Here is a 20753-nt window from a genome sequence, read left to right as displayed (position 1 = left end):
AAGTAATAAAAGTATTGTTGGAGGAATGTTTGATGAAAATTGTAATTGTACCGTCCGGATTTAAAGAATGTCTAGATGCTGAGGAAGTAGCTTTAGCGATGGAACGTGGCGTGAGGCGTTTTGATCAGACTATCGATATGGAAGTTATTCCGATGATCGATGGTGGAGAAGGATTTGCGAAGACAATCGTAAACTTAAAAGATGGAGAATTAATCTACCAACAAGTTACAGGTCCAGTAGGGGAAAAGGTATTGAGCCATTTTGGTCTTTTTGTAGAGAATGATAAACGAACTGCTGTGATTGAAATGGCAGCTGTGTCTGGGTTGAAGTTAGTCCCTCGTGATCAAAGGAATCCATTGAAAACCACTACATATGGTGTAGGAGAGTTAATTTTGTCTGCGCTTGATTTAGGTGTTGATAATATCTTAATTGGCTGTGGTGATTCTGGTACATCAGATGGTGGTGCAGGAATGGCGCAAGCATTGGGGGTTCAGTTTTTTGATAAGAAACATCGATATGTTCATATCAACGGTGGAGAGGATTTATTGAAAGTTGACTCTCTAGATCTAACCAAATTAGATAAACGTTTACAAACTGTAGCTATTGATGTTGCATGTAATTGGCAGAACATTTTATGTGGGGAAGAGGGAGTTGCACGAGTCTTTGGACCCCAAAAAGGTGCGACACCAGTACAGGTTGAACAATTATCATCAGCGTTAGAACATTATGCGACATTAATTCAAGAAACAGTGGGGACGGATGTTCGATCATTGCCAGGCAGTGGAGCATCAGGCGGATTAGGTGCAGGACTAATTGCATTTACAGGTGCCACATTACATCCACGATTCGATATTATTATGGATTATATTAATATAGAAGAAAAAATATTAACAGCAGATATCGTGTTTACGGCAGAGGGTAGCTTAGATTTTCAAACTCCAAATGGAAAGATCCCGTCGGAAGTTGCTCGGATTGCGAAAAAAAATAACATCCCAGTCATTGCAATTACTGGAACAATCGGTAAAGGAGCAGATTTAAACTATCATGCAGGTATAGATGCCTATAGCAGTATTATTCAAAAACCAACATCTTTAGAAATGGCAATAAAAAAAGCACCAAAATGGATAGAAGAAAGTACGGAGTCAGTATTACGACAAGTTACTATTGGTTTAGATATTGCTAAAAGAAAGTTTTTGAAAGAAAGGGTCTATCAAAGATGATAACGAGAATGGAGCACCACATTAAAAAGCACATAGAAAATCATAATCGAATCAAAATATGGATAAATCAATTATCTATAAAGTCATTAGTGATCATAAGTATACACGTCCTAGTCTTATTAGTAATCGTATTGATCGATGGTTTAGACTATCGTGCGAAGATATCCTTATTTGCATTCTTATCAGCGATGACGTTATGGATCACAACGAAAATTCCCGCGGGATTTGTAGCAATTACACTTATTATGTTCATCGTAATAATGAATGCGGAAGATCCAGAATTGTTATACCATTCACTATCTGAGGAGGTGGTATGGTTAATGGTTGGTTCATTTATCATTGGTGAAGCAGTTAAACAGTCCGGGTTAGCAGAACGATTAACCTTTTCAATATTGAGAAAGTTTAATAAAAAAAGCAATGTGCTGCTCGGGGTAAGTTCGATTTTATTTGCATCAGTATTTTTCATTCCTTCTACCTCAGGTCGAGCGGCGTTATCAATGCCGATCATTAATCAGCTAAGTCAAAAATTTTCGACTAAAGAACAAAGTGTGTTGGCTATTTTAGCACCCGTTATAATATTAATGAGTACATCAGCAACTATAATAGGTGCGGGATCTCATTTAATTGGAATAGGTTTACTTGAAAGCACAGTTGATCAATCTATTTCCTATATTGATTGGTTAATATGGGGTGTGCCATTTACTTTGGTTATTACACTTTTTTCATTTTTTATAATAAAATGGATGTTGTGGCCGAAAGATGAATTTAGGGAAATAGAAAACGTACAAACTGAAGATAAAATGATGTTAAGGCAACCGATTAACGGAAAAGAAAAAAAGACCGTGATCTTGATGTCGTTTTTGATAGTAGGTTGGATGACAGAAAGTGTACATGGCTATGATATAGCATTTATTACGATGGTAGGCGCAATCTTAGTCATGATGCCGAATTACGGAATCATTAGTTGGAAACAAGGAATGAAGTCAATATCCTGGAATTTGATTGTATTTGTTGCTGCAGCAACTGCGCTTGGAAAAGTGTTAGTTGATTCAGGTGTAGTAAAATGGATTGAAAAAGAAATGCTTAATGTTCTACATATGTTTATAGGTGCGCCAGAATGGTTCATTGTATTTATCATCTTGCTTGTAACCGTTTCAAGTCATTTGTATATTACATCACATACAACACGCGCAATCGTCTTTATTCCGAGTTTATTATTATTTAGTGAAACGATAGGAGTGAACCCTTCTACAGTTGTTTTTTTAAGTTTAATAGGTATGAACTATTGTGTTACAGTTCCTGTCAGCTCTAAGGCATTACTACTATTTTATGAGGAAGGGGAAACTTCATATGATGCTAGTAATCTATTAAAGATTAGCGCCATCTTAATGCCTCTTTATATACTAGTCATGATGTTGTTCTATTTTTCTTATTGGCAGTGGGCGGGGATGCACTTATAAATCTTGAGGTGAAATTGATGAATGATCAGATATTAATTATTGAAGATGACGAGAAAATTGCGCGAGTAATTCAGCTAGAATTGGAACATGAAGGGTATGGAGTAAGTATTGCACATACAGGTAGAGATGGATTATCCATTTTAGAAAAAGAAGAGATAGACTTAGTCATTTTAGATGTAATGATACCTGAATTGAATGGAATGGAAGTGTTAAGACGAATTCGTCATGAAAATAACGAAATAATCGTAATCATGCTGACGGCACGTGATTCAGTTTATGATAAAGTAAACGGATTGGATTTAGGTGCGAATGATTATATGACAAAACCATTTGAAATTGAAGAATTACTTGCGCGTATACGTACAAATCTTCGCTTTAAGCCGAAGAGTGACTCTCATGTGGAATCAAGTGTTTACGTTATTCATTCTATTACAATTCATTCAAATACGAGAGAAGTGTTTAAGAAGGATCGTATGATCGATTTGACACCTCGGGAGTATGATCTCTTGCTTTATTTAGTGAAGAACAAAAATCGTGCACTTGAACGTGAACAGATTTTAAATGAAGTATGGGGATTTGATTATTATGGAGATACGAATATTGTAGATGTGTATATTCGATATTTGAGAAAAAAATTAATTGACTCTTTTGACAATCAATTTATTCATACCGTTCGCAGTATCGGCTATATGATTAAGGATTAATGTATGAGATTAAGAACACGAATTCAACTATCAACAACTGTTGTATTAATTGTGTTACTCATTGTAGCCAATACATCGATTTATTTTATTTTCAAAAATTCAGCGATTACTTCTGAAATTAATAGATTAACAAATACATCGAATAATACTGTTATAGAGCTTAATAAAAAATCAAATTTATCGATGGAACAAGTATTGCAAGCGTATTTAATAAGTAATGGTATGATTCGTATTGTGGATCAAAACAACAATCCTACAATTCAAGTGACAACGAATAAAGACAAAGACTATCGAAATATACCAAGTAAATATGATGATGATCAATTCGAAGAAGTCATCCAATATAAGGACTCAATGTTTGTGGTTGTCTCCATTCCTACATTTAACGAAAACGGAGCGATTGTAAATTTACAAGTTGTTGAGAATGTCGATATTCTTTTTGGTAACATCAATGATTTAAAATGGGTATTTGTGTATGCAACGGTTATCGTCATTATTATTTTATTCTTGACTAGCCGACTTTTAGGACGTGTGATTACGTCTCCAATTCAACGTTTGACTCAAACGATGGATTTAATTGAAAAAGATGGATCATTTGAAAAAATATTGATTATGCACGAAGCGAAAGACGAATTAACTGAAATGGCCATGACGTTCAATCGAATGATCAAAAGGCTAGAAAAAAGTTATACAAAGCAAGAACAGTTTGTCTCAGATGCTTCTCACGAGCTGAAGACGCCTTTAACGGTAATTGATAGTTATGTGAAATTATTAAAACGTTGGGGGAAAGATCGTCCTGATATATTAGAAGAAGCTATTGATTCAATTGCGTCTGAATCAAGCCGTATGAAATATTTAACGGAACAATTCCTGCAATTAGCAAAATCTGAAGAATGTATTGAAAATGAAAAAAATACAGTCAACATTGTCCCAATCGTCGAGGAGACGATTCATCGATTACAACAAGCTTATAAGCATGAGATTCATTTGAAAAATGAACAACGCGAGATTCATATGAATATACATGAACAGAGCTTTGTTCAATTATTAATTATTTTGTTAGATAATGCCAAAAAATATAGCGATAATCAAATTAAAGTAGAGCTGAAAGAATGGAAAAAAGGTGTGAGCATTAGTGTGACAGATAAAGGAATAGGAATACCATTTGAAGCTCAAGCTCATGTTTTTGATCGATTATATCGTGTAGATAAAACGAGAAATCGTAAAACTGGTGGATCTGGTCTAGGACTATCAATTGCAAAGCGAATAGTTGAACATCATGATGGTGACATAACCCTGGAAAGCGTTGAAGGAAATGGTTCAACTTTTACTTTTACATTGCCAAAATTGGAGGTGTAGTAAAATGAAAGTGAAAGTTGGTCTTATTGTGTTTATCATTTTAGGCTTATCATATACATTGTTTCTAGTTTTTATAAAAGATAATCCGACGATCATTTCACAAAAAGAAGCTGAAGCAATAGCCACTAATCTATACGGAGGAAAAGTCCTTAATGCTAAGGTAGATCAAGGGAATAACAAATATCAACTCATGCTTGAGAATGAAAAAGGGATTTATCAGTTATCAGTTGATAGTAAAACGAAGAAAATTAGTAATATTGAACTTGTTGAAAAAAAAGAAGCCTTGTTAACCATAGAAGAAGCCCAAAATCATATAGAGAAGGAATTAAGTGGCCAAGTTAATCAGATAAAACAAATCAATAAAGAAGGAAAACCTTTCGTAGAAGCAATTGTTGAGAAAAATAGTAAGCATTATAGTATTGAATATGACTTGAAAAAGAAGTCCATTGTCTCTAATACGGAAATTAATAGTAGTGTAAAAACATCACCATATATTTCAGAACAGAAAGCAAAAGAAATTGCGTTAGAACAAATTAATGGTCAAATTACAAATTTATCAACTGTAACTACTCAAAATGGTAAGCACTATAAAGTGACAGTAGATGATCAAGCAGAGGGTGCCCATGTGTATGTTCAAGCGAACACAGGAAAAGTAGCATCTATATCTTGGTATTCGGAACAATCACAATCGAAACCACAACCAAAAACACAACCACAACCAAGTGAGTTTGAGAATGACGATGATAGCGATGACGATAGTGATGAGAATGATGATGACAACATTTATGAAGATGATGACCATGATGATTAGGTAACGAGGATGATTTTAATTTATTGGTTGACCAGTTCTCTTTAATGTCTGATAGATGCCGATTTTTATTAACTGTCATTTTGAGTAAAAGGGATGCCCATTATATAAATTAACGGGGACAAACCCCCATTTTGTGTTAGAAATGGGGGTTAACTGTTTTTAGATTTGACGTAATTGAGAGTGGGCTTTGCGATATGTTCTGAATGCTTCAAATGAATCGTAACGAGGTCACCAACAGAAAAGTTATTATTTTGTGAATCCTCATGAATGGTTATGAAATCTGATCCAATATCGATCGTATAATGAATCTCTTTTCCTTGAAATTGAACATTTTTAATGATTCCTTCGATTCCTGATCCAGTAGCGGATAACGTGAATTGCTCAGGTCGAATCGGACAAAGATTTTTTGCTCGTAAATGAGGTGAAGCATCAATATTTATCCAGAGGGAATGGTCCGTATTGTCGTGTGGTCTAAAGGTACATTCGTTAATCCATTCCCCTTTAATGAGATTTGCTTTTCCAACAAATTTGGCAACAAATTCAGTATTTGGCTGATAATAAATCTCTCTAGGAGTCCCAACTTGCTGGATTTGTCCATCGTTCATGACAACAATTCTGTCTGCCATAGCAAGAGCTTCTTCTTGATCATGTGTGACATAAACAATTGTGGCCCCGGTCAATCGATGTAGACTTTGTATTTCTTTTCTCATTTCCATCCTTAATTCCGCATCTAAACTGCTTAAAGGTTCATCCATTAGTAATAGAGCGGGCTTTGGGGCGATAGCTCTTGCTAAAGCGACTCTCTGCTTTTGTCCACCTGATAGCTCGTGAGGCATCCTTTTGGATAAGGACTGAAGTTCAACGATGTTTAAAACTTCTTCTATTCTTTTTTCAATATTGTTTTTAAGATCATCAGCTAAAAATCGGTGATGAAGAAGTGGAAACTTAATATGATCCTTCACGTCCATATGTGGCCACAATGCAAAGGATTGAAAAACCATACCGATATTTCTTTTTTCTGGAGGTGTAGAATTATTTTTCTCACCAACACATTGCTGATCAATAAAAATTTGTCCATCGGAAGGATATTCAAATCCAGCTAAAAGTTTAAGTAAAGTCGTTTTTCCACAACCAGAAGGACCAAGTATGGCAATAAATTCACCATCTTTAATCGATAAGTTTATTGAATTTAACGCATGTGTTGAGCCGAAAACCTTGCTTATGTTTTTAATCTCGGTAGCCATTTTGTAACACCTTTCTTTCCCATAACTTTTGCAGAAGGTAAATAACAGAAAATCCAATCAGGATAAGTAAAACAATAATGGTGGAAAACGCTGTTGAATTTGTCGTATATCCAGCCTGTTCAAAATTATATATAACAAGTCCGATCGTTTCTGACCCACTAGACCATAAAAGGGAAGATACGGTTAGTTCAGTCAAGGCGGTTAGAAAAACCAAAAATGCTCCACTTAATAAACCTGGTAAAATAAGTGGAATCAAAATCTTTCTCCATTTGTGGTATGGAGTAGCCCCACTAGTCCTTGCAGCATGTTCCATCGAAACATCTATTTGTAAGAGCGAGGTTACACTCCCTCTAATTTGCAGAATAAGAAACCTTGTGAAATAAGCAATATAAAGGATCAAAATGGAGCCATATATACCGGGATTCCAGCCAGGAATTGGCTCTAACCATGTAAATATCATTGCTAATGCTAAAACAGTTCCAGGAAGAGCATATGGGATACCGATGATCACTTCGATTGTTTTATTAAAAAGGGAAGGCTTTCTAACACGAATATAAGCTATAAATGTACCAACAAATATGCCAATGAAGGTGACAACTAAGGCAAGTTGTAAACTATTTTGGATTGCATCCTGTGCTTTTGAGCTTGAAAATAGAATAAATTCATAATGTTTAAAGCTAAGATTTTGTAATGTAAAGTCTAGACCATATGCCCTAATCAACGAAGTAGAAGCCATAGACAATAATGGGACAATGCTAGTGACGATTAGAAAAATCCATAAAACCCCTTCGATAATCAATCTTCTTTTCTTCGATAATATCACTCGAGGCTCCTTATCTTCTCTTGATGTTTCAAATTGCTTTGAACGTCGAAGGAATAACCATTGTATAAGTGTGCCGATTATGGCAAAAAAACCTAGGATAACGGATAATGTTGCACCCTTTGCAAAGGCAGAAGGTCCGAATCCGATAATTTGTTCATAAATATAAGTACTGAGCACACGGATGTTGGCTGGAATTCCTAAAAAGGCAGGGATTCCAAAGTTATCAAGGCTTGCAAGAAATGCTAACAATCCTCCACTAGCAATCCCTGGGAGCGCAAGTGGCATTGTGACCTTCCTAAATGAAGTGAACTTTGAACTACCAGACACGTTTGCTGCCATCACCAGTTCTCTGGGGATCTTTCTAAGGACACCAACTGTTAACAAATACACTAATGGATAATGGGATAATCCCATAACTAGAATTATGCCAGTTAGACTATATAAATTTATAGGTTCTAAGTTTCCTGGTAGAATGTTTAATATTTTAGCTATTGGACCGTTAATGCCCATAAATTGGGTCCAAGCTAGAGTTGTTATATAGGATGGAATAACAAAGGGTAAAAAAATAAAAACTTGGAGAAGTTTTTTATGCTTTATATTTGTATAGGCCACGATCCATGCTGTTAGTAGACCTAATAAAACAGAAATGAGTGTTGCGCCAGTCACGATTATGAATGTATTGTAGATCGTTTTCCATGTAACGGGGTTATGTAAGACTTCATAATAATGATCAAGGCTCAAACCATTTTCAGAGTTAAAGCTTAAGATAATTAAACGCACAACTGGGATGAAAAAAACAAGAATAACTAAGAAAAAAACGAGTGCTTTTAGAAAAGAAGGGGAATACTTTAAAACATTATTCCCCGTATTTGTTGCCGATCGAGCCATAATTGACGCCTCACTTCTTCCTAATGATCTCCAAATAAGTTACTAAATTGTTCTTTATCTGACTCGCGAGCTTTATACATTTCTGATAAATCTGCATCCAAAACCTTCAATTCTTCGATTGTTTTAAGTCCCTCAGGAGCATCAATACCTTTACGAATTGGTGTATACCCTATTTCTGCTGCAAGTTGTTGCCCCTCTTCAGAAAGCACGAAGTCTACGAACGCTTTAGCAGCAGCTTCATTTTTTGTGTTTTTTGTAATAGCAATTGGTTCAGTGATAACTGGTACACCTTCATTTGGATAGATAAGATCGATTGGAGAACCTTCTGCTTTTGCTCGAGCAACAAGATAATCAACAATGATTCCATATGATTTTTCTCCAGCTGCTACTGCTTGTTGAACAGCACCGTTTCCTTCTGTTATCATCACATCATTTGCTTTTAAACCGTTATAGAAATCCCACTTGAATTCGTCATTTCTAGTCAAAACACCAAGATTATAGGCAGCAGCACCTGAATATAACGGGCTAGGCATAACACTTTGTTCTTTTGCTTCTTCGGAAGTTAACACACTCCAAGAATCTGGTAAATCGGTTACCTTTTCTGTATTAACAGCTAAAACAGTTGCCATAATCTTCGTACCTGTATACATTTCGTCTTTATCTACAAAAGCTTCTGGAATTTCACTTGCTTCTTCAGATTTATAAGGTAATAGAAGGTCTTCGCTTTTTAAATTCTCATACGTAACGGCATCTGCAACTAATAAAACATCTGCTTGTACTTCACCTGCTTGATTTTCGGCGAGTAGTTTGCTCACAACCTCTTCAGTACCTGAACGAAAAATTTCCACATTTACATCTGGATAAACTCCATTAAAAGCATCTACAAGCTTTTGGGCATCTTCATCTGGTTGAGATGTATAAAAGGATAGATCGCCTTCAATATTTGCTTGCTCGTTGTTTTCATTTTCTTCATTATTGTTTGATCCAGTTGTTTCTGAATTACTGTTACACGCTGCTAAAAATAATAAAATGAACATAAAACTTAAAGATTTTTTTAGTATAGCCATGTTTTGATTCCTCCTAATAAAGTTTATTATTTTCTTTGCTCAATCAGCAGGGGAGCTACTAGACTCTTAAATCCAATTGGTGAAAGTTGAATGTTTGTGGACTTCTTCCAAATCTACAATTTCTCCCCTGTAGGTATTAGTTTATTGATGTAATATTAAGGTGGGTTTAAGATAAAGTTCGTTTTATGTTAAATGATTGTAAATTTTGCGATGTTTTTGTCGGAAAATGAGAAAAAATGATTTTAGCAAGTGATGACGTACATCACCTAATTTTGTGTGTCATCTGTTTTCCTAAACGACTATTCAAATTATCCCATAGTAACATGAATGAAAATAAAGTGAGACTTCCATTAGTGGTGGGGGGTTCTTCATCCCCCACTGATAGTTAGCGAGACTTATCGGATCTTTACGGGCAGTTATCTCCCATTACCTTCTTTGCTTCTCTGGAATCTTGAAGTGGGAGTTTTACTGCCCGTTAAGGTGGAGGGAAATAATCATGGACGAGTATTTTCTCTTTTTTTAGATATGAAGCTGTTAATCTCAGAAATAAAAAATAGGATTAGCAAAATAACTAACGCCAAAATAAATAATGGATGGTCTCTGTTGAAAAGTTTTATATTAAAAATCGGTTCAATAAGAGTGATAGTGGCGAAAATCCCTAAACAAAAAGCGCTTATTCTACCGAAAAAATGAATCATATCCAACGCTACCTTAATAGATTTAAATTTATTCCCTTATATATGCTTTCTTGGTAATGATTTCAACATATATTTACATGATTCTTTTATTCTCGCCTCTTTATTAATAAATCTCTTTAATTTCCCTTCCTTTCGACAGACTATCTCTTTATTTCCCAGGAAAAGCAGTTGTTTTACAAAAGTAAACAAAAAATGAATAAATGTACGAATTTTTTGTTGTTTGGTAGATGAACAAGCAAATAAAAAAGACTGTCTTTTATCAGTAATAACTTGAATAAAGACAGTCTAATAAGAATAAGTAGTTCAGTTATTGTGGAGAAAATCCAAAATAGTATGCTTAAATATCATTAGGATTTGCAGGTTATCTGAACTACCTATAAGAATAAGAGCATATTATCGTTTTTTACATAAACGATAGTAACCATCCTCCAATTGCGCCAGTGACTACAATGGTCCAAGGCGGTAGCTTCCAAAAAACAAGCATGCTAAACAAAATAGCAGCAAACGCAAAATCAATCGGTTCTAAAATCGAAGTTGTCCAAATTGGCTGATAAAAGGCAGCAATCAAAATCCCAACAACAGCAGCATTCATACCTTGTAGTGCTCCTTTAATCGTAGGGTTCCTTCGTAAACTATTCCAAAATGGTAAAGTACCTATGATAAGAAGAAAGGCCGGTAAGAATATTGCAAAAGTAGCTAATAATCCACCTTGCCACCCATTAATAGCAGCACCGATAAAGGCAGCAAACGTAAATAATGGACCAGGTACTGCTTGTGTGGCACCGTAGCCAGCAAGGAAAGCTTCTTCACTCAACAAGCCTGTTGGAACAAATTCTCTCTCAAGTAAAGGTAAAACAACATGCCCACCGCCAAAAACCAATGATCCTGAACGATAAAAAGAATCAAACATTGCAATCCAATGAATAGATGTCATTTCACTTAAAATGGGTAAAACAATAAGTAATCCAAAAAATAACGTTAAACAGATCACAGCAAAACGTCGAGAAACAGGGAAGCTCATTGCGGAGTCACTATCATCTTTCTGGTTCTTATAAAGAAGGAATCCAAGAAATCCTGCTATTAATATAACACCTATTTGTGTAAAAGCAGTTTGCCAGAGCAGTGTACCCACTAGTGCAAACAAAGCGATTGCTTTTCTTTTTAAGTCCGGAGTTAATTTCTGTGCCATTCCTAAAACGGCATGGGCAACGACTGCAACAGCAACGATTTTCAGTCCATGTAGCCAACCTGTATCACTAATATTTAATCCTTGAAGAACAACTGCAAATAAAATAAGCGCAAGGACAGAAGGAAGTGTAAAACCGAGAAATGATACGATTCCGCCTAATACACCTGCACGTATTACACCAATCCCGATCCCAACCTGGCTACTAGCTGGTCCCGGTAGGAATTGACATAACGCAACTAAGTCTGCATAGCTTTTTTCATCCATCCATTTTCGTCTACGAATATATTCTTCATGAAAATATCCTAAATGAGCAATTGGCCCACCAAACGAAGTGAGACCAAGTCTGGTCGAAACGATGAGAATTTCCCATAATAATTTTATAGTTGCGGGTTTTTGGTTCATTTGAGTTCTCCTTTAATCTTTCAAATAATTAATTTCTATTATTCCTAAAATTTACTAGTAATAAAATCAAGTGAATTCTACCATCTAAATATATGTTCGTAAAGGAGGTAGAAGGAAATTTACAAAAACTAAACATTTCTATATAAAGGTGAACTGACATACCAAAGATTGGGAATTTCGTTTTGATGAGAGATCCATTTTCCAGTTGTAAAAAACAGGACATTCTACTCGGCATTCAATTCGTTTACTGGTAAACTAGAAAGAAAGCATTTCATTTAAGCAGGATGAAATAAAACTAACATTTGTGAAAACCCTTTCTTTTTGTAATATCAGAATTTATCCCACTCTTAACGGGCAGTAAGACTCCCGTCTCAGGATTCTGAATGTACAAAGAAGAGAGGTGGGAGATGAACTGCCCGTAAAGGTCCGATAAGGGCGAACTAACCGTCAGTGTGGGATGAAAGAAAACCCCCACTGATGGAAGTCTTCTTTATAAGTTTTGGCTTCGAGAATTGTACAGCGCAAGGCGTCATCGGCTCGAGGTCACAAGCTAATTGGCGGGCGCCTTGCGCTTTAGTATCAAGGATAAGAAATGACTGTTTTGACATAGTTTTCGTGTCTAGCTACATCGCCTAGCCCCTCTATGGTCTAGCCAATTAGGAATTGAAGGCAAAGAACGCCTTCTATTCCTAATTGTCTTATGCCTATCGGGTCTGATCGAGGCGCTTCCGCTTTTCTTATCTGCAACTAGTAGTTTGGAGGATACAGATGTTAAAGTTTAGCTCATTTCTTAAACCATATCGAATATCGATGTCGATTGCATTATCATTAATGCTAGTCGAATTAGCAGTTGAACTCATTCATCCACTGTTAATGGCTAAAATTATTGATGATGGAATCCTTAAGGAGGATCTTTCTGTTGTCATGTGGTGGGGAGGGGTGATGGTTGGACTTTCACTACTTGCCTTTGCTTCAGGGATGATTAATTCCTTTTACGCTGCACATGTTAGTCAAAGTTTTGGTTTTGACATTAGAAAGCAGATTTTTGTTAAGGTGCAAACATTTTCATTTGAAAACTTAAGCCGTTTTCCAGCTGCATCTCTTATAACGAGAATGACAAATGATATTACCCAGCTGCAAAACACGTTATTTATGGGACTTAGAATTATGTTAAGAGCACCACTTGTTGTCATTGGTGCGGTTGTTATGTCGTTTATTGTAAATGCAGAGCTAGCAACTATTTTTGCATATGTAATCCCTATAGTAGTTATTATGCTGATTTGGATTATGAAAAGTGGGAGCGGTTTATTCAAACAGGTACAGTCAAAGCTGGATAAAGTGAATGATGTTTTAAGAGAGAATTTAATCGGCATGAGATTAATTAAAGCATACGTAAGAGGTAATCATGAAAAAGGGAGATTCTCACAGGCAACGAATTCTTTAAGAGATTCAACTGTTGTAGCTTTACGTATGATCGAAACAGCCATGCCGATTTTATTATTCATTATGAATTTGGCTATCTTGGTTATACTTTGGAATGGTCATTCACAAGTAACACGCGGTAATCTTCAAGTAGGGGAAGTCGTTGCTATCGTTAATTACGGGCTAAGAGTAACATCATCATTATCTGTGTTTTCATTTATTATTATGTTTCTTACTCGCTCTCATGCATCAGCATCCCGCATTTCGGAGGTGTTAGATACAGAAGTTGACATTGAGCAACATAACAATACGTATGATTTTAGGCGAGGTAAAGTGACATTTGAACATGTTTCTTTTACATACCCTGGAACACATCGGGAGGTTTTGAACGATATTTCATTTACGGCAAGAGCAGGTGAAACAATTGCATTGATGGGTGGAACAGGTTCAGGTAAATCTTCACTATTTCAACTGCTACCACGGCTGTACGAAGTGAATACAGGACAGATCTTCATTGATGATATCGCAATAGAAACAATGCACCTGAAAAGTTTACGCGATCAAATCGGTTTTGTTTCTCAGGAAGCCGTCCTTTTTACCGGGACAGTAAGGGAAAATATTTCATGGGGAAAAGAGCATGCATCTCTTGATGAAATCATTGAAGCTGCCAAAGCGGCACAAATTCATGAAACGATCGAAAAACTACCTCATAAATATGAGACAAGAATCGGACAAAATGGGGTCAATCTATCGGGCGGTCAAAAGCAACGCTTGTCAGTTGCAAGGGCATTAGTTCGTAAGCCCAAGCTGTTATTATTAGATGATAGTACAAGTGCATTAGATGTAAAGACAGAGGCTAAGTTGCTACAGGCATTGCGTAGCTATTCTTGTACGACACTCTTGATCACCCAGAAAATCAGTTCTGCACAAGAGGCAGATAAAATCTTGCTACTAGACGACGGTGTCCTGATTGCTTGCGGTAGCCATGATGAATTACGACATAGATCTCCTCTTTATCAAAAAATCTATCGATCTCAAATGATGGAGGAGCTAACAGATGCTAAAACAACTAACTAGTCCTTTTAAATATGAAAGAATTGCCGTACAAGATGCAGATGTGAAGACAAAAAAGCGGAAAAAGATAAATTTAAAAACAATAGGTAGGCTATGGGAGTATTTAGCGTTAAAACGACTTCATTTATCATTTGTGCTGTTAATGGTAGTCGTAAGCTCAGGCCTGGGATTATTGGGTCCGTATTTAATTGGAACAACAATCGATGAGTATATCGTCACTCAAGAGAAGGAAAGCTTGCTTCTATTATTGGGAGGACTTGTGATTGTTTATGTTTTTTACTCTCTCTCGTTATTATTACAAAATTATTGGATGATTGGCATCTCACAATATACAGTAAATCAAATGAGGACAGATTTATTTCATCATCTTCATAAGCTATCAATCTCATTCTTTGATAAGAGGCAGCATGGTGAATTAATGAGTCGAGTGACAAATGATATTGAAAATGTTAGCTCCACATTAAATAGTTCGATTATCCAAGTCTTTTCTAGTGTATTAACGCTAGTAGGAACCGTTGTAGTGATGGTTTGGCTTAGTCCAATTTTAACTGTCGTCACATTGCTGATTATTCCATTAATGGTAGTGGGAATGAAATGGATTACGAAGCGAACGGGTAAACTTTTCAAAAAACAACAGCAAAATTTAGGTGAACTAAATGCTTATATTGAAGAGGTTATTTCTGGTCAAAAGATGATCAAGGCATATTCACAAGAAGAAAAGGTGATTGCCAGTTTTGTTGAAAAGAGCAATCACCTAAAAGGATCAGGCTTTTGGGCACAAACGATTTCAGGGTTTATTCCAAAGGTTATGAACGTGTTAAACAATCTAAGTTTCGCCATTGTTGCTTGTGTTGGTGGCATTTTGGCGCTGAATGATATGGTGACAATTGGTGTCATCGTTATCTTTGCAGAGTACGCGAGACAATTTACCCGTCCCCTAAATGATCTTGCTAATCAATTTAATACACTTTTGTCGGCGATTGCTGGAGCAGAAAGAGTGTTTGATATACTTGATGAGAAGGAAGAAAAGGATGCGGAGGCAATCGGCGATAACCGTCCTGCGATTAAAGGAGAGGTTGTGTTTTCAAATGTGTCTTTTTCTTATGATGAGGAAAAGAGCAGGCAAACAGTTGAGCATGTAAGCTTGCATGCATCTCCTGGTGAGACGATTGCTTTGGTTGGGCCGACTGGTGCAGGAAAAACAACGCTAATCAATCTTATTTCGCGTTTCTACGATGCTAATGAAGGTGTCATTACGATTGACGGTATCGACATAAATCAGATGGGCCGTGATCATCTCCGTAAGCAAATGTCCTTTGTCCTGCAGGATACGTTTCTTTTTCAGGGATCAATTTTAGAGAATATTCGCTATGGTAGATTAGATGCGACAGATGAAGAAGTAGAAGCAGCGGCTAGATTAGCAAATGCAGATTCATTTATTCGGAATCTACCAAATCAATATCAAACAGTTATTACCCATGAAGGAAATGGAATTAGTCATGGACAAAAACAGCTTCTCGCGATTGCTAGAGCAATGCTTGCGAATCCAAAAATTCTTCTATTAGATGAAGCAACAAGTAGTATTGATACGATTACTGAAATACGAATACAAGAGGCATTATCAAGGTTAATGGAGGGGAGAACAACGTTTGTGATCGCACATCGTTTGAATACAATCCAAAAAGCGGATCAAATCCTCGTTTTAAAAGATGGTCGTATTATTGAAAGTGGAGATCATAATGAATTACTCAAAGAGAAGGGTTTTTATTATGAGCTTCAGAACAATATTTAGTAAAAGAAAAGCACCAGAGACTATAGCTAAGTAGTTCAGATAATGTGGAGGAAATCTAAAATCGCAGTAAATTTTTTATTTTAAAAAACAGTAGAAATAGCATTATAATTAGCAGTTATTTAAGCACTATGAAAAATGCTTAGAGAAATCCAAGCGTTTTTCATAGTGCTTAATTTTTGTTCTTTAAATAAATTACCCTTTAGACAAACAAGGTTTGCTAATGCTAAAAGTTAAAGTCTTTTGTAAGACCAGATGAAATGGACACTTTTTTCTTATAGTCTATAAGTAGGAATAAATTTAAAAACACCAACGATATTAACATTGATAAAGGAATTACCCACAAGTATTCACCATTTAAAATCAATCCAATGAAAAAAATTAACAGAACCATTATAGGAGATAGAATATAAAAAACTTTTGTATTATATAGCCAACCATATGGAAAGAAATGTGCGCTCGTTATTATGGCAAAGAATACAAGCACATCATTTGGGTTGGAAAAGAATGCCCAAAAAATTAAGGGAAAATAAACTAACTGTGCTAAGTTCAAAATTAAACCTAAATTACCTAGTGGGTTGCTCTAAGCTTTCCAATCAACTTTCATTATTTTTGAAATAATAACTGATAACGGAAACATTAATCCAGTTGAGTACAAAGCAAATATATTCTTCGTATTGATTTCAAATGATTGTAAGAATAGGATTGTTATGATGCCCCATATAATTACACCTGATAACAAAAAAGAGGTACCATTTTTGCTTTTTACAGATAGCTCATTTTTCATTGTCAATAAATCCATATCTTTAACCCCCTTTATTTATAAATAATATAATTGAGATGTTAGTATAATTATTCAAATCCAATATTGCTAATCTTTTACTAATCTGCATTGTTTAAGTACAACCATTCATAATCTATTTTAACATGAATTTTCCATTTTCTTTCAAAAAATAAGTTCGCTTGATTTTCAAGTGAACTATCTTAGATAGATTATATCTTTCAAATCAAATACTTTATCTGTAATTCTTAACGCTGTGCAGGATTAGTTCCTTCCCACTACTTCACCATAATATTTTACTATCTCTCGGACTTGTTCAGATATAAGTCAGTCCACTTTATCAGCATTATTGTTCTTATGTTTGATGAATTGCACAATAATTTTAACTCCTTTTACAAGGCAGTAGTATTAGCATAGAAATTAACACATATTTTAGCATCCATATTCTTATAGTGACAAAATGCTATCTTATATCTATTTTGGATAAAACATTGATATATCAACAAAAATAAAAGACCAAATCACTGTGCGATTTGGTCTTAGAATTGATATGATATTTCTACTATTTCTCCACAAAAACTGAACTACTTAGACTATAGCTTGATGCTTTTCTCGCTTTATTTTCTCGGAGCTAACAAAATGGGATGGTAATTTACGAAATCTGTTCATCCTGTTTATTTTCATCAATCTCATACCCATTAGCCCAGAAATCTGCATTTTTAATACCTAATTTTGTAGAATTAAATGTCGGATCAAGACCTTGCTTCTTTTGAAGGTCATAATCTTTTAGAGCAATAAATGCTGGTTTGGATAAGAGTAGAATGGCGATTAAGTTCAACCAAACCATAACCCCTAGACCGATATCTCCGAGCGTCCAAGCTAACGTTGCTTCCTTCACTGCTCCATAGAAAGTAGCGCCTAAAAGGACGATTTTTAATACATTTGAAGCAATTTTGCTGAATCTGCCTTTTATTAAATAAGCGAGATTCGTTTCTGCAATGTAGTAGTAAGCCATAATTGTCGTGAACGCAAAGAAGAAGAGAGCGATAGCAACAAATCCTGAACCGAACCCTGGGAAGACTGAATCAACTGCTGCTTGAGTATAGCCAGGACCTTCTTCCACGCCTGTAATATTTTGCACTAAGTATTCCCCTGTGCTTTCATCGATTGTATTGTACGCTCCTGAAAATAAAATCATGAATGCAGTCGCTGTACAAACTAAGAACACATCTAGATAAATAGAAAATGCTTGTACTAACCCTTGTTTTGCTGGATGAGATACTTCTGCCGCCGCCGCTGGGTGAGCGCCTGTCCCTTGTCCAGCTTCACTTGCATAAAGACCACGTTTTACACCCCAAGCAATCGCAGAACCGATAATGCCTCCGAACAAAGAATCTGCTCCTAAAGCGCTCGTGAAAATAAGGGAAAATACGGCTGGAATATCGCTGAAATTAATGACGATGACGTAAAGAGCTACAAGTATGTAAGCCAAAGCCATAAAAGGTACGACAAATTGTGCCACATTTACAATACGCTTAATTCCACCAAAAATAATGAGTGCTAAAATTATCACGAGTACTAGACCAGTTATTGTCGTGTCAATATGGAATGCATTATCAATCGATACTGCAATTGAATTGGATTGTACTCCTGGCATTAAAATAGCCATTGCAATGAGTGTTGCAATTGAAAATAGAACAGCATACCATTTCCAACCAAGTCCTTTTTCAATATAGTAGGCAGGGCCGCCTCGATATTCTCCATTATTCTTTTCTTTATAGATTTGGGCGAGTGTAGACTCAACAAAGGCTGATGCTGCACCAACAAATGCTATTACCCACATCCAAAATACGGCTCCTGGTCCTCCAAATGCAATGGCTGTTGCCGTTCCTGAAATATTTCCTACTCCTATACGACCTGATAAAGCTAAAGATAACGCTTGAAAAGATGAAACACCTTCATCTGAGCTTTTTCCTTTAAATAATAAATTGACCATTTCTTTTACATGACGAATCTGTAGAAAATTAGTACGCACAGTAAAGTATAACCCTACTACAACGCAAAAGATGATCATCGGTGTGCTCCATAAAAAATTGCTAATGTTTGTTACAAGTTGTTCTAACATAAACTTCTCCCCCTAAAATTTCGTAGCCAACAGTATGTTAAAGATGGTAAAAGGAGCTAGAGAAACGAAACTCCTAAAATCTCTTTCTAGCAGATCTTCTTTTCTAAGAAACTGCAAACTGTCGTGGCATACTTAATTTTGCACATAAAAAAGGACAGAAAGGGGGTTACGTATAACCATTACCCATCTCTGTCCTTTAGCTTGAGAGTTTACCTCTATTATCATGAATAGAGTCCCTTCCCCTATGGTGAATATACTACCGTATAATCAATGTCCAGAGGTGCGTCCAGTTTGTGGTCCGTCTACCTGAGAGATTCATTCCAAGGGTATTTTTGGAACTTGCTCCTTCGGTGGCATTATTTCGTATTGCTCTCTCCCACAACCTTCATCCGCTCATATGCAATTTTGTGATATTAAGAATATTACACCTAAATGTAATCCTTTGTAAATGGATTATTACACATAAAATTGAATTTTTTAATTAATATGTAAGAAAATGTAACATGATATTTTATTAGATTCAATTTTTGGGGAAAACTAAAACGTAGGTTCTTATTTCAATAGAATATGAGAATGATTTTTGTCATGTTGGTGAGCAATTAAAATAGATTAAAATGAAAATTTAGATTATTATGAATTCAGTTGATTCATTTCATATTGAACTATATATTTTGTTATGGGAGTGATTAGATGAAAGCACTAGTCCATGCGGAAAAGGCTGGTTTTGGAGGATTATCTATTAAAGAGTTAAAAGAGGAATTTCCGAAATCAGGAGAAGTAAGGGTGAGCCTTAAAACAGTAGGATTAAATCACCGTGATCTATTTGTCGTGCATCATCGTCATAAGCTGACGGACCCTCCATTAATCATTGGATCTGATGGTGCTGGAGTCATTGATGCAGTTGGTGAAGGGGTAGAAAACGTCAAAGTGGGAGATGAAGTAATCATCAATCCTAGTCTTCGGTGGAAGGAAAAAAGCGATGCACCTCCAGAAGAATTTGAGATTATAGATGGGACATTCGCAGAACAATTGATTCTTCCAGCAGATAATGTAGTACATAAACCTCGGTATTTAACCTGGGAAGAAGCAGGTGTCTTATCGATAGCTCCGCTCACGGCTTATCGAGCATTGTTTACTAGAGGGAAAATACATCCCGATATGAAGGTACTGATCCCTGGCATCGGTAGCGGAGTTGCTACGTTTTTACTTCAGTTTGCAAAGGCTGTTGGGGCTACCGTATATGTAACATCCCGATCAAAAGACAAATGTGAAAAGGCTCTTGAGCTTGGGGCAGACAAAGCAATAGATAGTAACGAAGATTGGGAGAAAGCATTAAGTGGTGAAAAGATGGATCTCGTCATTGAATGCGTTGGTGCAGCGACGTTTAATAAGTCTTTAAAACAGTTGCGTCCTGGTGGCACAATCGTCACGTTTGGTGCTTCGGCAGGAGATGTCGTTCAACTGAATCTTCGTGACTTTTTTTATGGGCAATTTAATCTATTAGGTTCGACGATGGGGAGTAGTGAAGAGTATCAGGAAATGATTCAATTCATTGAGGAACATCAGTTGCGACCGGTTTTGGATCAAATGTATCCACTTGAGCAGTATGAACAGGCTTTCAATCGATTGGAGAAAGCTGATCAATTAGGGAAAATTGGATTTTATATTTAAAGAGGAATTAGTAGATTGATAAATAA

The 20753-nt window shown here is 36.0% G+C and carries 13 protein-coding genes, 1 pseudogene and 1 riboswitch; of the genes and pseudogenes, 8 read left to right on the top strand and 6 right to left on the bottom strand.

Annotated features, from left to right (window positions below; genetic code table 11):
• The first annotated feature begins 32 nt into the window (after window positions 1-32).
• From K9V48_RS05300 to K9V48_RS05280, 5 genes are read left to right on the top strand one after another with little or no spacing between them, the layout of a single operon-like run.
• A complete protein-coding gene (locus K9V48_RS05300; protein ID WP_224137530.1) occupies window positions 33-1220 on the top strand; it encodes a glycerate kinase family protein in 1188 nt (395 codons plus the stop codon).
• Window positions 1217-2680 carry an SLC13 family permease gene (locus K9V48_RS05295; protein ID WP_224137528.1) on the top strand — a complete coding sequence of 488 codons (1464 nt, stop codon included), beginning with the start codon at window positions 1217-1219 and terminating at the stop codon, window positions 2678-2680. Before K9V48_RS05300 ends, K9V48_RS05295 begins: the two co-directional genes overlap by 4 nt.
• 17 nt (window positions 2681-2697) lie before the next feature.
• Window positions 2698-3384, top strand: coding sequence for a response regulator transcription factor (locus K9V48_RS05290; RefSeq protein ID WP_224137526.1), 687 nt, complete (start codon window positions 2698-2700; stop codon window positions 3382-3384).
• 3 nt (window positions 3385-3387) lie between these two features.
• Entirely contained in the window at window positions 3388-4743 is a 1356-nt protein-coding gene (locus K9V48_RS05285) for a sensor histidine kinase (RefSeq protein ID WP_224137524.1), read from the top strand.
• 4 nt (window positions 4744-4747) lie between these two features.
• Window positions 4748-5554 (top strand): PepSY domain-containing protein, encoded by an 807-nt coding sequence (locus K9V48_RS05280; protein ID WP_224137522.1) that lies wholly within the window; start codon window positions 4748-4750, stop codon window positions 5552-5554.
• 149 nt (window positions 5555-5703) lie between these two features.
• Here K9V48_RS05280 and K9V48_RS05275 read toward each other — a convergent pair whose 3' ends face one another.
• From K9V48_RS05275 to K9V48_RS05260, 4 genes are all read right to left on the bottom strand, one after another.
• Window positions 5704-6798, bottom strand: a complete 1095-nt coding sequence (locus K9V48_RS05275) for an ABC transporter ATP-binding protein (protein WP_224137520.1) — start codon at window positions 6796-6798, stop codon at window positions 5704-5706.
• Window positions 6782-8509, bottom strand: a complete 1728-nt coding sequence (locus K9V48_RS05270; RefSeq protein WP_224137518.1) for an ABC transporter permease — start codon at window positions 8507-8509, stop codon at window positions 6782-6784. Before K9V48_RS05270 ends, K9V48_RS05275 begins: the two co-directional genes overlap by 17 nt.
• Before the next feature lie 20 nt (window positions 8510-8529).
• A complete protein-coding gene (locus tag K9V48_RS05265; protein WP_224137516.1) occupies window positions 8530-9576 on the bottom strand; it encodes an ABC transporter substrate-binding protein in 1047 nt (348 codons plus the stop codon).
• A gap of 1101 nt (window positions 9577-10677) precedes the next feature.
• Window positions 10678-11865: a chromate transporter gene (locus tag K9V48_RS05260; RefSeq protein ID WP_224137514.1), complete on the bottom strand. Its 1188-nt coding sequence runs from the start codon at window positions 11863-11865 to the stop codon at window positions 10678-10680.
• Window positions 11866-12633: 768 nt separating this feature from the next.
• Between K9V48_RS05260 and K9V48_RS05255 the strand changes: the two genes are divergently transcribed.
• Together K9V48_RS05255 and K9V48_RS05250 are read left to right on the top strand one after the other, a co-directional pair.
• The gene (locus K9V48_RS05255) at window positions 12634-14364 is read left to right on the top strand and encodes an ABC transporter ATP-binding protein (RefSeq protein WP_224137512.1); all 1731 of its coding nucleotides are present in this window, start codon (window positions 12634-12636) and stop codon (window positions 14362-14364) included.
• Window positions 14345-16153 carry an ABC transporter ATP-binding protein gene (locus K9V48_RS05250; RefSeq protein ID WP_224137511.1) on the top strand — a complete coding sequence of 603 codons (1809 nt, stop codon included), beginning with the start codon at window positions 14345-14347 and terminating at the stop codon, window positions 16151-16153. Before K9V48_RS05255 ends, K9V48_RS05250 begins: the two co-directional genes overlap by 20 nt.
• Before the next feature lie 223 nt (window positions 16154-16376).
• Here K9V48_RS05250 and K9V48_RS29965 read toward each other — a convergent pair.
• Both K9V48_RS29965 and K9V48_RS05240 read right to left on the bottom strand, forming a co-directional pair.
• Window positions 16377-16937, bottom strand: a pseudogene (locus tag K9V48_RS29965) (DUF7010 family protein).
• Between the two features lie 646 nt (window positions 16938-17583).
• Complete coding sequence (locus K9V48_RS05240; RefSeq protein ID WP_224137507.1) at window positions 17584-19056, bottom strand: alanine/glycine:cation symporter family protein; 1473 nt, start codon at window positions 19054-19056, stop codon at window positions 17584-17586.
• Window positions 19057-19340: 284 nt separating this feature from the next.
• Window positions 19341-19445, bottom strand: a riboswitch (glycine riboswitch).
• A gap of 301 nt (window positions 19446-19746) precedes the next feature.
• Here K9V48_RS05240 and K9V48_RS05235 point away from each other — a divergent pair.
• Complete coding sequence (locus K9V48_RS05235; RefSeq protein WP_224137505.1) at window positions 19747-20727, top strand: zinc-binding dehydrogenase; 981 nt, start codon at window positions 19747-19749, stop codon at window positions 20725-20727.
• Window positions 20728-20753: the final 26 nt, after the last annotated feature.

The sequence above is a fragment of the Metabacillus rhizolycopersici genome (assembly GCF_020075705.1).
This window is presented reverse-complemented; position numbering and strand designations above follow the sequence as displayed.

Coding starts and splice junctions, on each gene's coding strand:
- K9V48_RS05300 (WP_224137530.1), top strand. CDS start 33: ATGAAAATTGTAATTGTACCGTCCGGATTTAAAGAATGTCTAGATGCT.
- K9V48_RS05295 (WP_224137528.1), top strand. CDS start 1,217: ATGATAACGAGAATGGAGCACCACATTAAAAAGCACATAGAAAATCAT.
- K9V48_RS05290 (WP_224137526.1), top strand. CDS start 2,698: ATGAATGATCAGATATTAATTATTGAAGATGACGAGAAAATTGCGCGA.
- K9V48_RS05285 (WP_224137524.1), top strand. CDS start 3,388: ATGAGATTAAGAACACGAATTCAACTATCAACAACTGTTGTATTAATT.
- K9V48_RS05280 (WP_224137522.1), top strand. CDS start 4,748: ATGAAAGTGAAAGTTGGTCTTATTGTGTTTATCATTTTAGGCTTATCA.
- K9V48_RS05275 (WP_224137520.1), bottom strand. CDS start 6,798: ATGGCTACCGAGATTAAAAACATAAGCAAGGTTTTCGGCTCAACACAT.
- K9V48_RS05270 (WP_224137518.1), bottom strand. CDS start 8,509: ATGGCTCGATCGGCAACAAATACGGGGAATAATGTTTTAAAGTATTCC.
- K9V48_RS05265 (WP_224137516.1), bottom strand. CDS start 9,576: ATGGCTATACTAAAAAAATCTTTAAGTTTTATGTTCATTTTATTATTT.
- K9V48_RS05260 (WP_224137514.1), bottom strand. CDS start 11,865: ATGAACCAAAAACCCGCAACTATAAAATTATTATGGGAAATTCTCATC.
- K9V48_RS05255 (WP_224137512.1), top strand. CDS start 12,634: ATGTTAAAGTTTAGCTCATTTCTTAAACCATATCGAATATCGATGTCG.
- K9V48_RS05250 (WP_224137511.1), top strand. CDS start 14,345: ATGCTAAAACAACTAACTAGTCCTTTTAAATATGAAAGAATTGCCGTA.
- K9V48_RS05240 (WP_224137507.1), bottom strand. CDS start 19,056: ATGTTAGAACAACTTGTAACAAACATTAGCAATTTTTTATGGAGCACA.
- K9V48_RS05235 (WP_224137505.1), top strand. CDS start 19,747: ATGAAAGCACTAGTCCATGCGGAAAAGGCTGGTTTTGGAGGATTATCT.